This window comes from Azospirillum sp. RU38E, assembly GCF_900188385.1.
In the GTDB taxonomy this organism is placed as follows: domain Bacteria; phylum Pseudomonadota; class Alphaproteobacteria; order Azospirillales; family Azospirillaceae; genus Niveispirillum.
Genome location: NZ_FZOI01000003.1, coordinates 117,824 through 137,763 on the forward strand (window position 1 = coordinate 117,824; position 19,940 = coordinate 137,763).

Consider the following 19,940-nt stretch of genomic DNA (forward strand, 5'->3'; position numbering starts at 1 on the left):
ACCCTAAGCTTTACTGCGTTTAATCCCTCTGCGGCCGCCCCAAAACAGGAAACAGCCCATGAGCTTCGCCACCGCCGACCTTGTTGACCAGCATGAACAGGTGATCAGCAGTTGCAGCACGCAGTTTCGCAATGTCGGCGGCCATGCCCGCTTCTTTGGCAAGGTGCGCACGGTGCGGTGCCACCGGGACAATGCGCTGCTGAAATCCCTGCTCTCCACCCCAGGTGACGGGGCGGTGCTGGTGGTGGATGGCGGCGGCACGCTGGCCTCTGCCCTGGTGGGCGATATCATCGCCGGGCTGGCGGTGAAAAATGGCTGGGCCGGCATCGTCGTGCACGGCGCCATCCGGGATTCCGTGGCCATCAGCACCCTGCCGCTGGGCGTCAAGGCGCTGGGCACCAACCCGCTGAAAAGTGCCAAAACCGGTGCCGGGGAAGCCGACATCACCGTGCATTTCGGTGGCTGCGACTTCACCCCTGGCCAATGGCTCTACAGCGACGAAGATGGCATCGTGCTGCTACCGCAGAAGGCCTGAGACTCAGGCCGTCCGCTTCAGCCGGGCAGCGAAGAAGCCATCCATGCCGCCCTGGTCCGCCAGATGGCCGGGATGGCAGCGCACGAAACCTTCCGGCGTCAGCAGGTCGGCCATGCCGCCCACCTCATCGGCGGTGACCGGCACCACCTTCATTTCCGGGCGGCGATAGAGCAGGTTGGTGATCTGCACCTCCCCCTCCTCCGGCTGTAAGGAACAGGTGCAGTAAACCAGCACGCCGCCCGGCTTCAGCATGTCGACAGCGCGATAGAGCATCCGGGACTGGATGCGGCCCAGCTTCTCCACATCCTCTTCATCCTTCAGCCGTGCGACATCGGGATGGCGGCGAATAGTGCCGGTGGCGCTGCAGGGTGCATCCAGCAGCACGGCATCGGCCGGTTGTTCCGGCCGCCATTCGGTGGCGTCGGCCACGACGGTGGTGACCTGACCGGCAAAGCCCAGCCGTTGCATATTCTCCGTCAGCCGCAGCAGCCGCTTGTCGGAACGGTCAACGGCGGTGACCTGGGCACCGGCAGCGGCCAACTGCGCCGTCTTGCCGCCGGGGGCGGCACAGAGATCCAGCGCCTGCTTGCCCGACAGATCGCCGAACAGCCGGGCCGGGATGGCGGCGGCGGCATCCTGCACCCACCAGACCCCGTCATCGAAGCCGGGCAGTTCCATCACCTGCCCACCGGCGGGGCGGCGGATGCTGCCGGTGGGCAGCAGCACCCCGCCCAGCTTTTCCGCCCAGGCGGCAGCATCACCCTTCACGGTGATATCCAGCGGCGCTTCGTTCAGCTGGCTTTCCACGATGGCGCGGGTGGGGCCGGTGCCGTAATGCTTGCGCCAGGCCAGCCACAGCCAGTCCGGCGTGTTCAGCCGGCCGGCATCCTGGGCCGCCAGCATGGTTTGCCCATCCCGCGCCAGCCGGCGCAGGACGGCGTTGATCAGGCCCTTATAGGGGTGCTGCTTGCGCTGAATGGCCAGTTCCACGCCCGTATCCACGGCGGCATGGGCCGGCGTGTTCAGGAACAGCAGCTGAGCCGCACCTAAGCGCAGAATATCCTGCACCACGGCCTTCAACTGCTGGCCCGGCTTGTCCAGGCAGGCGGCGATGCAGGCATCGATCTGGCCCAGCCGGCGCAGCACGGTGGCGCACAGCAGGCGCACAAAGGCGCGGTCGCGCGCCTCCAGCAGACGGATGCCGCGATGGCCTTCCCAGGCATCATCAAACGGCACGCGGCGCGACAGCACAGCGGAAACCAGATCAAGGGCGGCGATGCGCGCGGCCAGCGCGGCATCGGTGGCAGGGGTCTGTTCAGTCATGGCAGGCGGATTTAACGCGGCGCAAGCCGCTTGTCGAACGCCGATCACGCACGGGTGACCCATGATGGGCGCCGTCCCCCTGGATTTTACCCGGCCCCTCACCCACCTTATCCATCAAGTCGATTCCTTATGATCCGGGAGTGTGTTGCATGGGTACGCAAAGGGCCGTACTGGCCGGCGGCTGTTTCTGGGGGATGCAGGATCTGATCCGCAAGGTGCCGGGCGTGGTGACCACCCGCGTCGGCTATACCGGCGGCGGTCTGGCCAACCCCACCTACAAGGATGTGAAAACCGGCAAGACCGGCCATGCGGAGGCGATCGAGATCAGCTTCGACCCCGAAAAGCTGACCTATCGCCGGCTGCTGGAGTTCTTTTTCCAGATTCATGACCCGACGACGACCAACCGTCAGGGCAACGATATCGGTACGCAATACCGTTCCGCCATCTTCACCCTGGACGACACCCAGGCCGAAACGGCGCGGCAGGTGACGGCGGCGGTGGAAGCCTCTGGCCGCTGGCCCGGCAAGCTGGCGACAGAGATCACCCAAGCCGGCCCCTTCTGGGAAGCCGAAGATTTCCACCAGGATTATCTGGAACGCACCCCCAACGGCTATACCTGCCATTGGGTGCGGCCGGATTGGGTGCTGGAGGGGAATACCAGTTCCCATTGAACAGAACACATCGGCAAGTGGTACAGCATAGCCACTCCGCCAGAGGTGGCTCCGGTCATTAAAATAAAACCCTGTCATCGGTTCCGATCACGGGGACACGGTATCCGTGAAACCCGGGCAAGGGAGGATCAGGGATTAGCCCCCTCATCCTCCGTTTTCTCTTGTGTTTGTCCAGCCGCAGCAGAGGCTGCTTTGGCATCGGCAAATTTTTTGTCACACTCTTCCAGACCAGATTGCCGGGTCCAGCCGGTGCGCGAAAGTCGGGCGGCTGCCTTTACACGCGCACGGGCATATTCCTGATCATCATTGACCTTGCAGGCAAAAGCGGCACGCACATTGATCCAAAAGTCACTGGTCGGATACTGCTTTTCCAGAGCATCCAGGCCAGACAGCACCCGGCGCCATCGCATCCCAACCTTACTGATCATATCCAGATCATCGTTCTCCATATTAAGGTACATCCAGTATAAACGGGCATAAACCATATCCCCTTGACCTGTCGGTGCAGCAGCGGCCATATCTTCGATAAACTGACGAACTTCTTCGAAAGAGCCTAACCAGCGCGGCATAAGAATGCGCATCATCGCATGATGAGCGCGGTAATATTCTGGAAAGGCGGCGGCGGATTTATCAAAAATGGCGCGCAGCTCCTCTTTTGGACGGGAAATAGAAAGCCCGATACTCATTGAAAGACTGTACCAAACGGGATTATTGATCGCCTGTAGCTCGATATCCTTCAGCACCGTTGCCGCCATAAGGCTACGCGCCTTGAATGCTGCCATGGCCTGCGCTGTCACACCACTGGCGTAATCATGTCCCCGCGCGTTCCATGCCCATTGATCATAAGCCATCACTTCAACAAAGGCTGCCGCCAGGGAGTTGGGGTAGGAACGCCGCCAAGCGATAATCCGTCCAATCAGCTGGTCGCCCCGCAAGTTACCGTAGGAAATGAGGTCATCCAGACCCACAATAAGCGCATTCAAGCTGGAGCCGCCGTCTGGCAGATCAGAAAGCTTGGCGAGATAGCGTGTGAAGCGCCCCTCCAGCGCCTCATAATCCTCGGCCAGAAATTCCCGCTGGGACTGGCAGGAAATGGCATGAAAAAGCGCCGGACCATCATCCTTCCGATCCGTGTCAGCAACACCGGGACCGAGAACAGGAGGGTGTTCAACGCAGACGGCTTCATCTCCAAAAAGCCGCCGGTGTACATATTCCAATGCCGTGTTGCTGGCCAAACTGCTGGGGACATGGCTCATCGCGGTCCGCAATCGCAGAACCTCCATCCGGGCCAAGGCGACGTCCAGGCTATCCACGATTTCCTGAACTTTCTCCGGCGCCGGTAGCGCGTTCCGGCTTTCGTCGACCACAAGCTGGGCCACAGCCCGGCGGGCGCGTACAAAACCAAGGGTCGCTGCCGCGATCTCAGTCTGCTCGCCGGTCAGGCTCGCATCTTCCTTCAATAAGCGCTGCTCCGCGTCCCGCCAGAACGGCAGTATTTCCTTCTCTATCTGATCTGCCAGATCGCGGGGACTGATTTGCCCGGCGCCGGACTGTTGTACCAATTGCATCCATAATTCTTCACGACGGCTCCCCCCTTCCACATACCAGGCATGGGCCTGCATATATTGTTCCAAGGGTGCCAGTTGCAGGTTGGTGCCGCGCATGTGGGCATAGCTGCCGCCAAAGACCAGCAAAATGACCGCCAGCACGCCGCCGCCCTGTGCCCACGACCAGCGCTCCGGGCCGCGAATGCCCAGGGGACGTGCCGCAATCGAGCCCAGCCCCAGCCCGGCCAGAAGCCCACCCACATGGGCCGCGTTGTCGATACCGGTATTCAAGAAGCCGCTGGTCAGGGAGAAAACCAGAAACACCAGACTGCTGAGCCAGTGTGAACGGATCAACGGTCCCGGCACCCGGCGATAGTGGCGCAGCAAATAGGCAATGAAGAGTCCGAATACACCATAGATGGCGCCCGATGCCCCTACCCCGACCACGGTTGGATTCCAGAGCAGGCTGGCAAGGCTGGCCATGACGGCCATGACCAGATAAAGCAACCCATAGCGCCAGCGGCCATAAAGCCGCTCAGTCAAACGACCGACGCCCGCCAGCGCCCACATGTTGACCGCCAAATGCAGCCAGTCCAGATGCATGAAACTGGTGGACAGCAGGCGCCACCATTCCCCGCTGGCGGTCAAAGGGCCGTAATTGCCGCCCCAGGCCAGTATGTCGCCAGCGTTGAAAGCGGACAGACGTTCCCCTTTGACGGCCATGGCGGCGAAGATTGCGATATTCAGCAGGACCAGCGCATAGGTGACCCAGGCATATCGCCCACTGGCTTCCAGCGCTTGGGAAAACGCCCGCAATGCTGCCCAATTCTGATCGAATCCGGCGCTGTGCCCACCGGGCAACCGAGGTGCCAGCGCCGCTGCTCCCCCCGGTGACAGATGAAGTTCCACCTGCCCCCAACGCCCATGGTCAAAACGGATGAAGCCATCCGGCTGCACCACCACATTGCGGATTTTTGCGAATGGCAATCGGAGAATTGTCTGTGTCGCCATGCCTAGCCAGTTACGGCGCCAGCCGTGCAGAACCAGACAATCCGCCTCGACCGCGATCAGCCCTTCACCAAAAAGGGGCATACGCTGTTGAACGGCCATCCACCAGCCGATCACCCCCCCACGGGTCGTAAAACGCACCTTCCACGGACCGTCCGTCGGCTCATCGGTTGCTTGGGAAGCCGTGTTTCGGCGTTCGATTTCTGCCAGCACGCCTGCATGGTCGTGCGGGCGGGAAGCCGGATCAATCAACGACAGCAGATCATGCAGCTGAGATGTTGAATAGCTGCTGAAATTGATATGACTTACCTCTGTGCCCGTCTGTGGAGCAGTGTTCGTCACGTTTTCTTCTCCGGCAGCAACCAGAAGCCGCCCAGACGGCTGAAATTGGAGCATTTTCAAAAGCATACTCAATAATTGATGGATTTTGTAGTCAGAACTTAATGTTATTTCCGGTCACATTTCACTGGTCTTAAGAAAACCTGCTTGGATGAGAGGGGCTTTGCAGCCTAAGCAAGGATAAGGCCGGGCGACCACGGTAGCCACCCGGCCCACCTTTTACCGTTTCAAATACCGCTCCTCCAGCGCGCGCTGGCGGGTTTTCAGGGATTGTTCCACCCCGTTAATGAAAACCCGCTCGGCCAGCACCATCGGCTCCAGCGGGTCACCACCCCACAGCACCAGATCGGCGGGTTTGCCCACGGCGATCTGGCCGGCGCTGCCCGTACCGCCAAACAGCGCCGCCGGGCGGCCGGTGATGGCGGCCAGCGCCTTGTCTCGCGGCATCCCATAGGCCACCGCCGTGCCGGCCTGGAACCGCACCTGATTGGCATAATGGCCATCGGCGCTGCCGGTCAGGATCACCACCACGCCGGCCTTTTCCAGCAGGGCGGCATTGTCCAGCCGGGCATGTTGGGTTTCAAACCGGCCCGGCAGGTTGGTGGTGGGCTTGATGATGACGGGCACGCTGGCCGCGGCGATTTCCCCCGCCACCATCCAGCCTTCCTCCGCCCCCATCAGCACCAGCCGCAGCTTTTCCTCCCGCGCCAACCGCAGGGCGACGCGGATATCGGCGGCGCGGTGGACGGCCAGGAACAAGGGGGCTTCCCCCCGGACCACGGGCAGCAGCGCCTCCAGGTCCAGCCGCGACAGGCTATATTCCCGCGTGCCGCCCTGATTAAAGGCCCCCTTGTTGGCGGCGTAATGGCGCACATCCTCCAAAGCGGCCTTCAGGATGGCAACGGACAGCGCACGGCTGCCGCCGGCACTGCTGGCGGCACTTTCGCCAAAGGGCAGAGCCACGCCCAGACGGGGTTTCACCACGATGTCCGGAGCGGCCCCCAGATGGATCAGCGCCGGCTGGCCCTGGAACAAAGGTTCATCGACATGGCCCGCCGTCTCCCCATCATGGATATGGGCACCATCGCCAAAGGCCACGGCGGGCATCACCACGGCGCGGGTGATGCCACCCGCCCGCGCCAGCGGGATCAGGCTGCTGGCCGGGTTGACGGCGTAGGAGGGATCATAGGCCACGCTGATCCGGGGATTGGCGGCATTGCTGTCATTGGTCTCCTTGACCGCACTCACCTCCTCAATCCCGATATCGGAGGAGGAGACGAACAGGCCCGGCGTCACCACCTTGCCCTTGCCCTCCACCAGCGTGGCCCCCGCCGGCACGGCGGCACCCGGTGCCGCCGCCGTGACAATGCCATCCTTGATAATGATGGTAGCGTCGGGGGTGGAAACACCGCTGCCATTCACCAGGGTCGCCCCCTGGATGGCGATGGTTTCCGCCCCCGCTGTCGTGCCCAGGCCGGCCAGCAGCACGGCCCCGCCAAGAAGCATCTGTTTGAAGCCGCGCATCATTTCGCCCCCTTGCCCTGGAAGATTTCCGCCCCCGCCTGTCCCAGCTCAAAATCAGAGCGGGGTTCCGCAGGCGGGTGGGCGCGGTCGAATTGCGGCACGCCATCGATATAGACCAGATCGGCCAGCGTATAGATGCTGAAGGGATTGCCGTTCCACACCACCACATCGGCCATCTTGCCGGGTTCCAGCGTGCCGGTCTTGTCCTGCACGCCGATGGCCTTGGCCGGGTTGGCGGTGATCCAGCTGATCGCCTCCTCCTCCTTGATGCCAAGGCCCAGATAATTGCCCTCCGCCATGGCTTGGGCGGCTTCCTTGGGCAGATACTGGATCAATGTTTCGTCATCGGAATGAATGACGGCACAGGCCCCGGCCCGATGGACCATGGCGGCATTGGCCGGCACCCCGTCATAGGCTTCCATCTTGAAGCCCCACCAATGGGCCCAGGTGGCGATACAGACATTATCCTGCTTCAGCAGGTCGCTGATCTTGTAGGCCTCGGTGGCATGGTGGAAGGCCGCGACGCGATAGCCGAATTCCCGCGCCACCTCCAGCATCACCGACATTTCGTCGGCGCGGTAGCAATGATTCTGCACCAGGATATCGCCGGACAGCACGCCGGCCAGGGTTTCCAGTTGCAGGTCACGCTTGGGCGGATCGGGCTGCTTGTCACCCTTGGCCTCCTGCTTTTCCTTGTAATAGGCGTCCCATTTGCGGCGATATTCCGCCGCCTCAATCCAGGCCGCGCGGTACCCCGCCACATTGGCCATGCGGCTGCCAGGCGCCCGGCCCTTGTCGCCATAGACGCGCTTGGGATTCTCCCCGCAGGCCATTTTCAGCCCATAGGGGGCGCCGGGGAATTTCATCTCCATCACATTGCGGGCGGTGACATTCTTCACCGTCACGCTGCGCCCGCCGAACAGGTTGGCCGAGCCGGGCAGCAGTTGCAGCGTAGTGACACCGCCGCGCAGCGCCCGTTCAAAGCCGGGATCTTGCGGCCAGACCGAATGTTCGGCCCAGACCTGGGCCGTGTTCGGGTCCGTCATCTCATTCCCGTCGGAATGGGCCTCCACGGCCGGGGAGGCATAGACCCCCAGATGGGAATGCATGTCGATGATGCCGGGGGTGATCCAGCGGCCCGCCGCATCCACAATCGTGGCCCCCGCCGGCACGGGCAGGCCCGCCCCCACCGCCTCAATCCGGCCATCGCGGATGATGACGGTACCGTTTTCAATCCGCGCCCCGGTGCCGGTCAGCACCGTCGCCCCGGTCAGCGCCACCAGCCCGCTGGCGGCGGGCTTGTAACGGCTGGGGAACGGGTCGCGGCTGCTGGCCGCATCCAGCCCCGGCGCCAGCGCCTGCTTGTCCCCACCCTTGTCCTTGTTCCCGGAATGCCCGGTTCCCTGTCCGGTGGCGCAGCCAGCCAGCAGCAATGCCAGCCCCGTCACCAACCAGCGACCGCCCCGCGACCGCATCATGTCCGACCCCGTCTTGTTTGTGTATGGATCTTGCTTTGGGGTGCAGTGTGACGGGCCAATCACAACCGCGTCAATGGCCTGGACGCCGCCCGCGTCACCGGTTAAGCATTCCGGTCAAAGCGCAACATTGAACCAACAGGGTACGACGCCATGCACTTCATTCTGGAATGTATCGACAAGCCGGATTCGCTGGACCTGCGCATGGCGACCCGCCCGCCGCATCTGGAATATCTGACCAGCCTGTCCGATAAGATCACCATCGCCGGCCCGATTCTCAGCGAAGACGGCAAGCCCGTCGGCAGCCTGCTGATCCTGGACGTGGCCGATAAGGCCGAGGTGGAGGCGATTGCCGCCGGTGACCCCTATGCCAAGGCCGGTCTGTTCGCCAGCGTAACGATCCGCCCCTTCCGCAAGGTTCTGCCGGCCTGATCGACCAGGGGACGATAAGAAGATGGCCCATTGGCTGGTAAAATCCGAACCGTTCAAATATTCCTGGGACCAGTTCGTCAAGGATGGGCGCACCCATTGGGATGGGGTCCGCAACCATCAGGCCGCCAAGAACCTGAAAACCATGGCGGTGGGCGACCGGGTGTTCTTCTACCATTCCAATGAGGGGCTGGAGATTGTCGGCATTGCCGAGGTGGTGGCCACCGCCTATCCCGACCCCAGCGACCCCGCCGGCCGCTTCGTGATGGTGGACCTGAAGCCGGTGACACCGGTCAAGGCCCCGCTGACCCTGAAGCGGATCAAGGATGATCCGGTGCTGTCGGAAATGCAGCTGGTCAAGCAGTCCCGCCTCTCCGTCTGCCCGGTGACGGATGATCAATGGGCCTATGCCTGCGGCCTGATGGGTGTGCCAGCGTGAGCGGCGGGGGCCGTTTTCTCTGCCATCTGACAGAGATACCCGACGGCACGGCGCGCGGGTTTGACTGGGATCGCGGCGGTGAACGGCCGGTGCCGATCCTGGTCTTCCGCCGGGGGGAGCAGGTTTACGGCTATCGCAATGCCTGCCCCCATATCGGCGTACCGCTGGAAATGGACCCGGACCGGTTCATGAACCGCGAAGGCACCCACCTGCAATGTAGCACCCATGGTGCCCTGTTCCGGGTGGATGACGGGATGTGCGTGGAAGGCCCCTGCCTGGGCCGGCCGCTGCGGCCCGTGCCGCTGGTGGTGGATGGTGAAGGGCGTGTGATACCCGCCGGGGGGTAACCCCTTACCCCGCCTTGGCCAGTACCGCCTGCATGTCCTGGGTCGCCACCTGGATGCGTCTGGCCAGCAGGCGGGCATCCTGGGCGGCTTCCTGCACGGGGAAGCCGCCGGGGCCGGGTGCCAGACGCAGCAGCGTGTCCAGCGCCAGCAGGCTGGTGCGCAGGCCCAGACGGGAAAGCTCTGCCTCCGTTCCGGAAACCTCTGCCACGCATTCCGGCTTTTCGCCCGCCATGCCCCATCCCCCGTTTGGTTGCCCAACCTGTCCGGCTGCGCAACGGCTGGCTTTTTATATATCACAGCACGCGTCCGAATGCACGCACGCGGGCGGAGAGGACAACCAGCCGCCGGCTTCCTTGTCCACGCGACGAATGTACATGTTCCAAAATAGCTTAGGCTTGCTTACATAAGGTTACCGACGCCGGGTTGGGGGACGATTGAACCGCCATCCGTTCCGCCGGCCTATGGTCGAGAAGAACCGCAGCCATTGCCCACCGGGCAACCCGGACGGCGCTGCGACAACAGTGGGAGATTGAACGCCATGAGCAGCCCGACTTTCTTTCCGGTAGCGGAAGAAACCGCCCGCGGCGCCTGGGTTGACGCCGCCAAGTACAAGGAAATGTATGAGCGGTCGATTTCCGACCCGGACGGGTTCTGGGGCGAACATGGCAAGCGGATCGACTGGTTCACCCCCTATACCAAGGTGAAGAACACCAGCTTCGAAGGCGATGTCGCCATCCGCTGGTTCGAAGATGGCACCACCAACGTTTCCTATAATTGCATTGATCGCCACCTGGCAACGCGCGGCGACCAGACCGCCATCATCTGGGAAGGCGACAACCCCGCCGACAGCGCCCACATCACCTATCGCCAGCTGCATGAAAAGGTCAGCCGGCTGGCCAATGTGCTGAAGGCACATGGGGTGAAGAAGGGCGACCGGGTGACGATCTATCTGCCGATGATCCCGGAGGCAGCCTATGCCATGCTGGCCTGCGCCCGCATCGGCGCCATCCATTCCATCGTCTTTGGCGGCTTCTCCCCTGACAGCCTGAAGGACCGGGTCGAGGGCTGCGAAGGCAAGATCATCATCACCGCTGATGAGGGTCTGCGCGGCGGTCGCAAGGTGCCGCTGAAGGCCAATGTCGACAAGGCGCTGGAAAGCCTGCCCGACGTCTCCTCCGTCATCGTCGTCAAGCGCACCGGCGGCAATGTCGCCTGGAAAGAGGGCCGCGATTACTGGTACGAGGAGGAGATTGCCAAGGTCTCCGCCGATTGCCCGGCAGAGGTGCTGAACGCGGAAGACCCGCTGTTCATCCTCTATACCTCCGGTTCCACCGGTAAGCCCAAGGGCGTGCTGCACACCACCGGCGGCTATCTGGTCTATGCGTCGATGACGCATCAATATGTGTTCGATTACCATGATGGCGACATCTATTGGTGCACCGCCGATGTGGGTTGGGTGACCGGTCACAGCTATATCGTCTATGGCCCGCTGGCCAATGGCGCCACCACGCTGATGTTTGAAGGCATCCCCAACTATCCCAGCGTCAGCCGGTTCTGGGAGGTGATCGACAAGCACAAGGTCAATATCTTCTACACCGCCCCCACCGCCATCCGCGCCCTGATGCGTGAAGGCGAAGGCCCGGTGAAGAAGACCAGCCGCACCTCCCTGCGCCTGCTGGGCTCGGTCGGGGAACCGATCAACCCGGAAGCCTGGCTCTGGTACCATTCCGTGGTCGGCGATGGCCGCTGCCCCATCGTGGATACCTGGTGGCAGACGGAAACCGGCGGCATCCTGATCACCCCGCTGCCGGGCGCCATCGGCCAGAAGCCGGGGTCGGCCACCCTGCCCTTCTTCGGCGTGAAGCCGCAGGTGGTGGATAATGAAGGCACGGTGCTGGAAGGGGCGACGGAGGGTAATCTCTGCATCGCCGACAGCTGGCCGGGCCAGATGCGCACCGTTTATGGTGACCATGAACGGTTCGTGCAGACCTATTTCAGCACCTTCAAGGGCAAGTACTTCACCGGCGATGGCTGCCGCCGGGACGAGGATGGCTATTACTGGATCACCGGTCGCGTCGATGACGTGATCAACGTTTCCGGCCACCGGCTGGGCACGGCGGAAATCGAAAGCGCCCTGGTCGCCCATCCCAAGGTAGCCGAGGCGGCGGTGGTCGGTTACCCGCATGATCTGAAGGGCCAGGGCATCTATGCCTATGTGACGCTGAATGCCGGCGAGGAAACGTCGGATGAGCTGCGCAAGGAGTTGGTGGCCTGGGTCCGCAAGGAAATCGGCCCCATCGCCACGCCGGACCTGATCCAGTGGGCGCCCGGCCTGCCCAAGACCCGCTCGGGCAAGATCATGCGCCGCATCCTGCGCAAGATCGCCGCCAATGAGCATGAGGCGCTGGGCGATACCAGCACGCTGGCCGATCCCAATGTGGTGACGGAGCTGGTGGGCAACCGCATGAACCGCAGCTAAGCCCAAGGCACAGCCGCGATACAGGGAAGGCCGGCATCATTGCCGGCCTTTTCGTTCCCGATCCACCGCCGCATACAGGGCAGCATAGCGCTGGGCCTGCACCACCGGGGCATATTCCCGTGCCGCCCGCTGCCGCCCGGCCTGGCCCATGGCGGGCAGGTCGGCCCGCCGGCGCACCGCCGCCGCCAGGCCGACCGCCAGAGCGTCGGCATCGCTGCCGGGCGCCAGAAAGCCGGTGACGCCCGGCATGATCATGTCAGGCACCCCGCCACTGTCGAAGCCTACCACTGGCCGGGCGCAGGCCATCGCCTCCAGCACCACATTGGGCAGGTTATCCTGCCGGCTGGGCACCACCAGCAGGTCACAGGCGGCATAGAAACCGCAGAGATCAGCATCGCCGGATTGCGGCCCGGCATTGACGCAGGGCACGGAAAGGGGGACCGACGGCACCTCCCCTTCCCCGGCGACCAGCAAGGCCAGCCGGTCCGGCAGGCTGGGGGCCAGCTGGTTCAGCGCCTGCATCAACAGATCCAGCCCCTTGCGCGGATCGGCCAGCAGGTGGGAGACAAAGCCCAGCGTCAGCACATTATCCGCAATGCCCAGCCGGCGGCGCAGCGGCGCGCCATCCGCCGGCACCAAGGCGCGGATATCCACGGCATTGGGAATGACATGGATGGGCAAACCGGCGAACAGCCGGCTGTTCGCTGCCTCCGCCGCCAGCCAGCGGCTGGGGCTGACAAGATGGACCGGGCCGGGAAAGGCCGCCAGTGCTGCCCGTTTGCGGGCCAGCACCAAGGCCGAAAGATCATCGGCCACCGCCGATCCCAGCATCGGACAGCGGCCGCAGGCCATGGTGAAGCCCCGGCAGGCATCGGCGTAATGGCAACCGCCGGTGAACGGATTCTGATCGTGCAGCGTCCAGATCAGGCCCTGGTCCGGCCGGCGGCGGCGGAAGAACAGCGGCCAGTCCACCAGACCGCGCACCCAATGCAGGTGGAAAATATCGGTGGGCGGCAGCCGATCTTCCAGCAGATCGGCACGGCCCGCCAGACCGCTGTGGAAGGGCACGAATCCAGGCCCCTGAAGGGCAGGATAGGCCGCCAGCTCCGCCTGCCCTTCCGCCTCTCGCGCGGCCCAGGCCGCCTGCTCGGCAGCATCGCGCGGGCGCACCGGGGTGATATCGGGATCGTCACTATCCTTGCGAGCAACCAGAAACTGATGCGCCACGCCAATTTCCCGCAGCCCCTGATGCAGCCGATAGGCGGCGCGGGCAGCACCGCCGGCAATGTCAAACGTGTTGAGTAAGGTGATCCGCATCATGCCCACCCCATTGCGGAGCTGGCGCTGATCATATTGGCAATCAATCCCCCATGGATTGATTGTCCTTGGTGCCGAAAATAGGGTAGCATTACTCTGCTTTCGTCGAAATTTATGCTGGCGCCCCCGTGATGATGCCCCGTTATTCGGACCTGGCTTCCTATCTGAACACAGGCGGCAAGCCGATCTTCTTTGTCCATTGCGTGAAGACCGCCGGCACCTCGTTGAACGGCTATCTCACGCGGATGGACGGGCGCAGCCGGATGACCACCTATTATATCGACCGGCAATATACCGACCTTCTGCTGGCAGAAGCGGCACAGCCCGGTTTTTATGACAGCCACCATGCCACCCACCTGCCCTTCTCTGTGCTGGCGCCGATATTGGACCGGCTGGATGTCAGCCGGTTTCACTGGCTTGTCTGTGTACGCGACCCGGTGGCGCGGCAAATCTCCCATTATCGCTTCCTGCGGAAGATGCAGCATCTGCCGCTGATCCAGAATAACTGCATCGATTTTTCCTCGCTGGAGGCCTTTACCGACAGTATGCCGCGCAACAGCCAGTGCCGCTTCTATCATTCATCCGGACAGGCCGCCGATGCCATCGCCTTTCTCGACCGGCTGGATGTGCAGGTGGTGCCGGTGGAATTCATGAGCGCGGTGATCGATGATATTTATGTGCAGCGCGGCCTGCCGCCCCTGCAGGAAATCCGCGCCAACCGCACCGATCAGGAACCGCCGGCCCGCGACCTGTCGCCCACCGCCGCTGCCCTGATCGCTGAGCGCTTCGCCCAGGATGATCTGCTCTACCGCACCTATCATGCCCGCGTCGCCCCGCTGATGGCGGGGCTGGGGCGGCCGGTGCCGGTGGCGACATTGCAGCCAGGGGACGACCTGTCCTTTCTGCGCCCGGCGGCCCAGGCGGGGCAGTTATATATTTTCGGCAGCAGCCGCGTGGCCGAACAATTGCTGGGCCGGCTGCGCCAGGCTGGGCTGCAGCCGGCCGGTTTCATCGACAGCACGCGGGACGGCACACTGGCCAGGCTGCCGGTCTGGCGGGCCGACCAGCTGGACAGCGCGCGCTGGCAGGCCGCCAGCGTACTGATCGCGGCAGAGGCCTTTGGGCCGATTCATCGTTTGGCCCAGACCCGGGGCTGCCGCCAGATCATCGATGCCTTTGACTACGCCATCCAGAAGGAGATCTGGCGTGTCTGACGCCAATCCGCTGAAGCGGCAACATTCAGGGAAGCGGGGGAACCGAGCAGAAAATAAAAGAAAAACCAACTGCGATTAAAGGCAGATCAATACAAAATCAGGCAGGGGAAAAGAATGCATGAAAAACCATCAACGGTACGCGGATCTTTCATCTTACCTATCCACCGGCGGGAAACCGTGGTATTTCCTTCATTGTCTAAAGACAGCCGGAACCTCTCTTGTTCACTATTTTATGCGACTTCACGGGCGGGGTCATTGCAGTTTTCACTATGATGAACGTCAATCAGTACCAAAGCTGCTGGAGGCCCTCAGCCATCCGATAGAGCGGCTGCATCATCGCGCAAGCCATTTGCCCCTCGCCTTCATGGGGCCATTCCTGGACCAGATCGGTCGTCAGCATTTCCATTGGATGACCTGTGTGCGTGAACCGATGTCACGGCAGTTGTCATTGTACCGGTACCTGCGGGATCGGCAGGATCGGCCCATGCTGCAGAATCTCGGCCTGGATTTCAGCAGTCTGGAGCGTTTCATCGACGGCACCCCCCGCAACAGCCAGTGCCTTTTCTATCACCCGTCGGGGCGGGCCGATGCTGCGCTTGAAGCGTTGGATAATTTGGGCACACAGGTGATTCCGCTGCCTTTTCTGGGCACGGTGATCGACGCCCTGTTTGCCAGCCAGGGCGTGGCACCGCTGGCCCCCATCCATATCAACCGGTCACGCCGGGATAGCCGCGACGCCGATATCAGCCCCATGGTGGAGGCCATGATTGCGGAGCGCTTCGATCAGGATCAGTTGCTGTATGACACCTGTTACCAACGCGTCGCCCCGCTGTTGGCGGGGCTTGACCCTGCACGCCCAAGGGTAGAGACACTCACGCCAACCGATGGGCTGGAGAGGCTGCGCAGCATCACCGGGCCACTGCATATTTTCGGCACCAGCGCGCCGGGCCAGGCGCTTTCCGGGTGGCTGAATCAGGCCGGCATACGGGTCAGCGGCTTCCTGGACAGCCGCAGCCGGGGAGAAATATTGCTCGGGCGACCGGTGCTGCGGCCGGGCGTGCTGGACGCCACCCGGTTCCAGCACGCTACAGTGCTGATCGCGGCAGAAACCTATGGCCCGGTTTACCAACTGCTTGCCGCCCATGGAGGCGGCCGGATCATTGATGCATTTGATCTGGCAAAGGCGCTGATGCCGGCCCTGCGGGTGGGGGCTGAAGCCACCCACCCGCTACGGCCTGTCAATGCGCCCCGCCTTCCAGGTACGCCGCCCGCACCTCCGGGTTGGCCAACAGTTCCGGCCCCGCCCCCTGCAACACCACTTGCCCCTGCGCCAGCACATAGGCCCGGTGGGCCAGTTTAAGCGCGTGATAGGCGTTCTGCTCCACCAGCAGAATGGTCATCCCCCGCGTCTTGTTGAGATCGGCGATCACATCAAAGATGCGGCGGATGATCAGCGGCGCCAGCCCCAGGGAGGGTTCATCCAGCAGCAACAGGCGCGGCCGGCTCATCAAGGCGCGGGAAATAGCCAGCATCTGCTGTTCCCCGCCCGACAGCGTGCCGGCCCGCTGGTCCCGGCGTTTTTGCAGGATCGGGAACAGGTCGAAGCAATAGGCGATGTCGGCATCAAAATTGGCCGGATCGCCCAATGTGGCGCCCAGTTGCAGGTTTTCAAACACCGTCATGCGCGGGAAAATGCGCCGGCCTTCCGGCACCTGGGCGATGCCCAGCTTGGCCGTTTCATGCGGCGGCAGATCGACGATGGACTGGCCATCGAAGATAATGCTGCCCGCCGCCGGCTTGGGCTGGCCGCAGATGGTCATCAGCAAGGTGGATTTGCCGGCCCCATTGGCCCCGATCAGGGTGACAATCTCCCCCTGTTCAACCGTCACATCCACGCCGCGCAGGGCCTCGATGGGGCCGTAATTGGTGCGCACCCCCGTCAGTTGCAGCAGGCTCATACCCGGTCTCCTTCGCCCGCCACATCGGCGATATCCGCCGCCACCACGGGCGGCAATTCTTCCTCATCCGGTTCACCCAGATAGGCCTTGATCACGCGCTCATCGGTGCGGATTTGCGCCGGCGTGCCCTCGGCAATCTTGCGGCCATATTCAACGACATGGATATGGTCGGAAATGCCCATCACCAGCGTCATGTCATGTTCGATCAACAGGATACCGATGCCGAATTCGGCCCGGATACCCTGAAGCAACTCCCCCAGTGCCGCCGTTTCGCGCGGGTTCAGACCGGCGGCTGGTTCATCCAGGCAGAGCAGCAGCGGATCGGTGTTCATGGCACGGGCGATTTCCACCCGCCGCTGCATCCCATAGGAAAGGTTGCCCGCCTCCTCATTGGCGACAGCTGCCAAATCCAGCCGGTTGATCCAGAAGCGGGCGCGTTCAATCGCCTCCTTCTGCGCGGTGCGCCAGCCCTTCAGCCCCAGCAGCCCGGCAATGCCCAGCACCGATTTTTGCATCAGCCCGACATGCTGGGCCACCAGCAGGTTTTCCAGCACCGTCATGCGCGGGAACAGCCGGATATTCTGGAAGGTGCGCACCACCCCGTGGCGCGCCACCTGATAGCCCGGCAGGGTCTGCAAACTGACCTTGCCGCGCGTCGGATGGGCCAGCGACAGCTCGCCCGAGGTGGGTTTGTAAAACCCGGTCAGGCAGTTGAAAATGGTGGTCTTGCCGGCCCCGTTGGGGCCGATCAGGGCGGTGATGCGGCCGGTATCAGCCGACAGGTTCACGCCATCCACCGCCACCAGCCCGCCAAACCGCATGGTCAGGCCGGTGACATTCAGCAATGGTTCGCTCATGTCTCAGGCCCCCTTCTGATCCAGCTTCACGGTCGGCACCCGGGTGGACAGCAGCCCACCGGGGCGCCAGACCATGATGGTGATCATGGCAAGGCCGAACACAATCATGCGGTAATCGGCAAATTCACGCCCCAGTTCCGGCAGCATGACGATGAACAGGGCGGCGATGACCACCCCCACCTGGCTGCCCATGCCGCCCAGCACCACGATGGCCAGGATCAAGGCGCTTTCGATAAAGCCGAAGCTTTCCGGCGACACAAATCCCTGACGGGCAGCGAAGAAACAGCCGGCAAAGCCGCCCATCATGCCGCCAATGGCATAGGCCGACACCTTGCTGGCCGTGGGGTTGATGCCCAGCGACCGGCAGGCGATTTCATCCTCCCGCAGCGCTTCCCAGGCCCGGCCCACCGGCAGGGCGCGCAAGCGGTTGATCACCCAGACCGCCAGACAGACCAGCGCCAACACGATCAGATAGAGGAACATCAACCGGTGTTCGCCGGAAAAGCTGATGCCCGTCACCTCATGGAAGCTGCCCATGCCTTCCGGCGGGCGGCGGTCGAACGACAGGCCGAACAGGCCGGGGCGCGGAATGCCCGACACACCGTTCGGGCCACCGGTCAGCCCCTGCCAATTCAGGATGACGATGCGGGTGATCTCCCCGAAACCAAGCGTGACAATGGCCAGATAATCCCCGCGCAGCCGCAGGATGGGCAGCGACAGCACGGCCCCGAACAAGGCGGCGATCAGGCCCGACAAGGGCAGGCAGACCCAGAAATCCAGGCCGAAGAATTTCGACAACAGGGCGAAGCTGTAGGCCCCGATGGCATAGAAAGCCACGAAGCCCAGATCCAGCAGCCCTGCCAGCCCCACGGTGACATTCAGCCCCAGCGCCAGCAGGATATAGATCAGCACCGTGGTGCCCAGGTCGATGATGTACCGGTCGCTATAGGGCATGAAGGGCAGCGTCACCGCAAACAGCAAGGCTGCCACCATGAAGGCCCGCGTCAGCCGGGCCGCCAGCGTCGGCGCCCCCGCGACCACGGGTTTTGCCTGCTTCTTCGGCCGGCTGGCGGCGCGCGCGGCCAGCGCATCGCGGGCAAAGCCCAGCAGCAGCCGACCGATAAACACCAGCCCGACCGCCCAGGCCACCCAGGACCAGCGGCTTTCCACCACCAGTCCCTGGTCGGTGGAAATGGTGTGCAGGCCGATAAAGGGGATGGACAGCACCAGCGCCAGCCCGGCGGCAGCAACGCTGTCCTTCAGTTTTGTTTCAATGGGGGTCGCCATCTCACACCTTCTCGATGTCGGGGCGGCCCAGCAGGCCGGTGGGGCGGAAGACCAGCACGGCGATCAGCACGCTGAAACTGGCCACATCCTTATAGGCACCGGAGATATAGCCGGTGAAGAACGCCTCGATCAGCCCGATCAGCAACCCGCCCAGCATGGCCCCCGGCAGGGAGCCGATGCCCCCCAGCACGGCGGCGGTGAAGGCCTTCATCCCCGCCAGGAAGCCGATATAGAAATCGATTACCCCGTAATACATGGTGACCAGCACACCGGCCACGGCGGCCAGGGCTGCCCCCATCACGAAGGTCAGGCTGATGGTCCGGTCGACATTGATGCCCAGCAGCCCCGCCATGGTGCGGTCCTGCTCACACGCCCGCTGGGCGCGGCCCAGGGCGGTGCGGTTGATCAACTGGGTGAAGCCATACATCAAGGCGAAGGTCAGCACGATGATGAATAGCTGGATATAGGAGATGGACAGCGTAAACCCGTCCCCCTGCCACAGGCTGATGCCACCATTCATCACCGGGGCCAGCGGCTTGGGCCGCGATCCTTGTGTCTGCATCACATAATTCTGCAGGAAGATCGACATGCCGATGGCGGAAATCAGCGGCGCCAGCTTGGGCGCGCCACGCAAGGGGCGATAGGCCACCCGCTCCACCGTCCAGCCATAGGCCGCGGTGAAGAAGATCGAGACCAGCAGCACCAGCAACAGGGCCAGCGGCACGGCAACAATCCCCAGCGCCGACAGCAGGGAGAAGGTCGTCACCGCGACGAAGGCGCCGATCATATAGATTTCGCCATGGGCGAAATTGATCATGCGGATGATGCCGTAAACCATCGTATAGCCGATGGCGATCAACCCATAAATGGCACCCAAGGTGATGCCATTAATCAGGTATTGGAGAAACGTCCCCAGCGCTGACGCGTCCATGTGCCCCCATATGTCCGATACGGCCGGCGGTACCCTATTCATGGCCGGTGGCGTGGCCTTGCTCGGGAACTTCTTCCGGCACCCGGATGCACGGTAACGAACCGACACGCCCCCTTCAAGCATGGCGCGAATTGTCAGGGGGACATTTGTGGCCAGGACGCGGGTATCCCCGCCCCTGCGTGCCCCGCCGGTTGCCTATGCGGTGGGCGCCCGCACAGGGTGTTTGCCAGATGAGGTTATAGCTGTTAGGTTCCGCGCCG

General features: G+C 63.1%; 17 protein-coding genes. 7 read left to right on the top strand and 10 right to left on the bottom strand.

Annotated elements, in window-relative coordinates; all coding sequences use genetic code 11:
- Positions 1–58: 58 nt before the first annotated feature.
- Positions 59–535, top strand: a complete 477-nt coding sequence (gene rraA, locus CHB97_RS07960) for a ribonuclease E activity regulator RraA (RefSeq protein WP_089287440.1) — start codon at positions 59–61, stop codon at positions 533–535.
- Positions 536–538: 3 nt separating this feature from the next.
- On the opposite strand, the gene CHB97_RS07965 is transcribed toward rraA, so the two are convergent.
- Complete coding sequence (locus CHB97_RS07965) at positions 539–1,858, bottom strand: RsmB/NOP family class I SAM-dependent RNA methyltransferase (RefSeq protein WP_089287441.1); 1,320 nt, start codon at positions 1,856–1,858, stop codon at positions 539–541.
- 149 nt (positions 1,859–2,007) lie between these two features.
- On the opposite strand from CHB97_RS07965, the gene msrA reads away from it, so the two are divergent.
- Positions 2,008–2,529, top strand: a complete 522-nt coding sequence (gene msrA, locus CHB97_RS07970; protein WP_089287442.1) for a peptide-methionine (S)-S-oxide reductase MsrA — start codon at positions 2,008–2,010, stop codon at positions 2,527–2,529.
- 128 nt (positions 2,530–2,657) lie between these two features.
- Here msrA and CHB97_RS07975 read toward each other — a convergent pair whose 3' ends face one another.
- From CHB97_RS07975 to CHB97_RS07985, 3 genes are all read right to left on the bottom strand, one after another.
- Entirely contained in the window at positions 2,658–5,426 is a 2,769-nt protein-coding gene (locus CHB97_RS07975) for a rhomboid family intramembrane serine protease (protein WP_160105666.1), read from the bottom strand.
- Between the two features lie 216 nt (positions 5,427–5,642).
- A complete protein-coding gene (locus tag CHB97_RS07980; RefSeq protein WP_200819867.1) occupies positions 5,643–6,950 on the bottom strand; it encodes an amidohydrolase family protein in 1,308 nt (435 codons plus the stop codon).
- Entirely contained in the window at positions 6,947–8,425 is a 1,479-nt protein-coding gene (locus CHB97_RS07985) for an amidohydrolase (RefSeq protein WP_089287444.1), read from the bottom strand. The genes CHB97_RS07980 and CHB97_RS07985 overlap by 4 nt, the downstream gene beginning before the upstream one ends.
- 150 nt (positions 8,426–8,575) lie before the next feature.
- Between CHB97_RS07985 and CHB97_RS07990 the strand changes: the two genes are divergently transcribed.
- The 3 genes from CHB97_RS07990 to CHB97_RS08000 are packed head-to-tail and all read left to right on the top strand — an operon-like array spanning position 8,576 to position 9,637.
- The gene (locus CHB97_RS07990) at positions 8,576–8,854 is read left to right on the top strand and encodes a YciI family protein (RefSeq protein ID WP_089287445.1); all 279 of its coding nucleotides are present in this window, start codon (positions 8,576–8,578) and stop codon (positions 8,852–8,854) included.
- A 22-nt stretch (positions 8,855–8,876) separates the two neighbouring features.
- Positions 8,877–9,290 carry an EVE domain-containing protein gene (locus tag CHB97_RS07995; RefSeq protein WP_089287446.1) on the top strand — a complete coding sequence of 138 codons (414 nt, stop codon included), beginning with the start codon at positions 8,877–8,879 and terminating at the stop codon, positions 9,288–9,290.
- Positions 9,287–9,637 carry a Rieske (2Fe-2S) protein gene (locus CHB97_RS08000; protein ID WP_244559458.1) on the top strand — a complete coding sequence of 117 codons (351 nt, stop codon included), beginning with the start codon at positions 9,287–9,289 and terminating at the stop codon, positions 9,635–9,637. Before CHB97_RS07995 ends, CHB97_RS08000 begins: the two co-directional genes overlap by 4 nt.
- Positions 9,638–9,641: 4 nt before the next feature.
- Here CHB97_RS08000 and CHB97_RS08005 read toward each other — a convergent pair whose 3' ends face one another.
- On the bottom strand, positions 9,642–9,869 hold the full coding sequence (locus CHB97_RS08005) for a hypothetical protein (RefSeq protein WP_089287448.1): 228 nt from the start codon (positions 9,867–9,869) through the stop codon (positions 9,642–9,644).
- A 306-nt stretch (positions 9,870–10,175) separates the two neighbouring features.
- Between CHB97_RS08005 and acs the strand changes: the two genes are divergently transcribed.
- A complete protein-coding gene (gene acs, locus CHB97_RS08010) occupies positions 10,176–12,116 on the top strand; it encodes an acetate--CoA ligase (RefSeq protein ID WP_089287449.1) in 1,941 nt (646 codons plus the stop codon).
- Between the two features lie 36 nt (positions 12,117–12,152).
- Here the strand turns inward: acs and CHB97_RS08015 are convergent, their stop codons facing one another.
- Positions 12,153–13,436 (bottom strand): glycosyltransferase, encoded by a 1,284-nt coding sequence (locus tag CHB97_RS08015; RefSeq protein ID WP_089287450.1) that lies wholly within the window; start codon positions 13,434–13,436, stop codon positions 12,153–12,155.
- Positions 13,437–13,564: 128 nt separating this feature from the next.
- On the opposite strand from CHB97_RS08015, the gene CHB97_RS08020 reads away from it, so the two are divergent.
- Entirely contained in the window at positions 13,565–14,647 is a 1,083-nt protein-coding gene (locus tag CHB97_RS08020) for a sulfotransferase family 2 domain-containing protein (RefSeq protein ID WP_089287451.1), read from the top strand.
- A gap of 1,238 nt (positions 14,648–15,885) precedes the next feature.
- Here CHB97_RS08020 and CHB97_RS08025 read toward each other — a convergent pair.
- From CHB97_RS08025 to CHB97_RS08040, 4 genes are read right to left on the bottom strand one after another with little or no spacing between them, the layout of a single operon-like run.
- A complete protein-coding gene (locus CHB97_RS08025) occupies positions 15,886–16,599 on the bottom strand; it encodes an ABC transporter ATP-binding protein (RefSeq protein ID WP_200819877.1) in 714 nt (237 codons plus the stop codon).
- Between the two features lie 2 nt (positions 16,600–16,601).
- Complete coding sequence (gene livG, locus CHB97_RS08030) at positions 16,602–17,462, bottom strand: high-affinity branched-chain amino acid ABC transporter ATP-binding protein LivG (RefSeq protein WP_089287453.1); 861 nt, start codon at positions 17,460–17,462, stop codon at positions 16,602–16,604.
- Positions 17,463–17,465: 3 nt separating this feature from the next.
- On the bottom strand, positions 17,466–18,749 hold the full coding sequence (gene livM / locus CHB97_RS08035; protein ID WP_089287454.1) for a high-affinity branched-chain amino acid ABC transporter permease LivM: 1,284 nt from the start codon (positions 18,747–18,749) through the stop codon (positions 17,466–17,468).
- 1 nt (position 18,750) lies between these two features.
- A complete protein-coding gene (locus CHB97_RS08040; RefSeq protein WP_244559459.1) occupies positions 18,751–19,680 on the bottom strand; it encodes a branched-chain amino acid ABC transporter permease LivH in 930 nt (309 codons plus the stop codon).
- Positions 19,681–19,940: the final 260 nt, after the last annotated feature.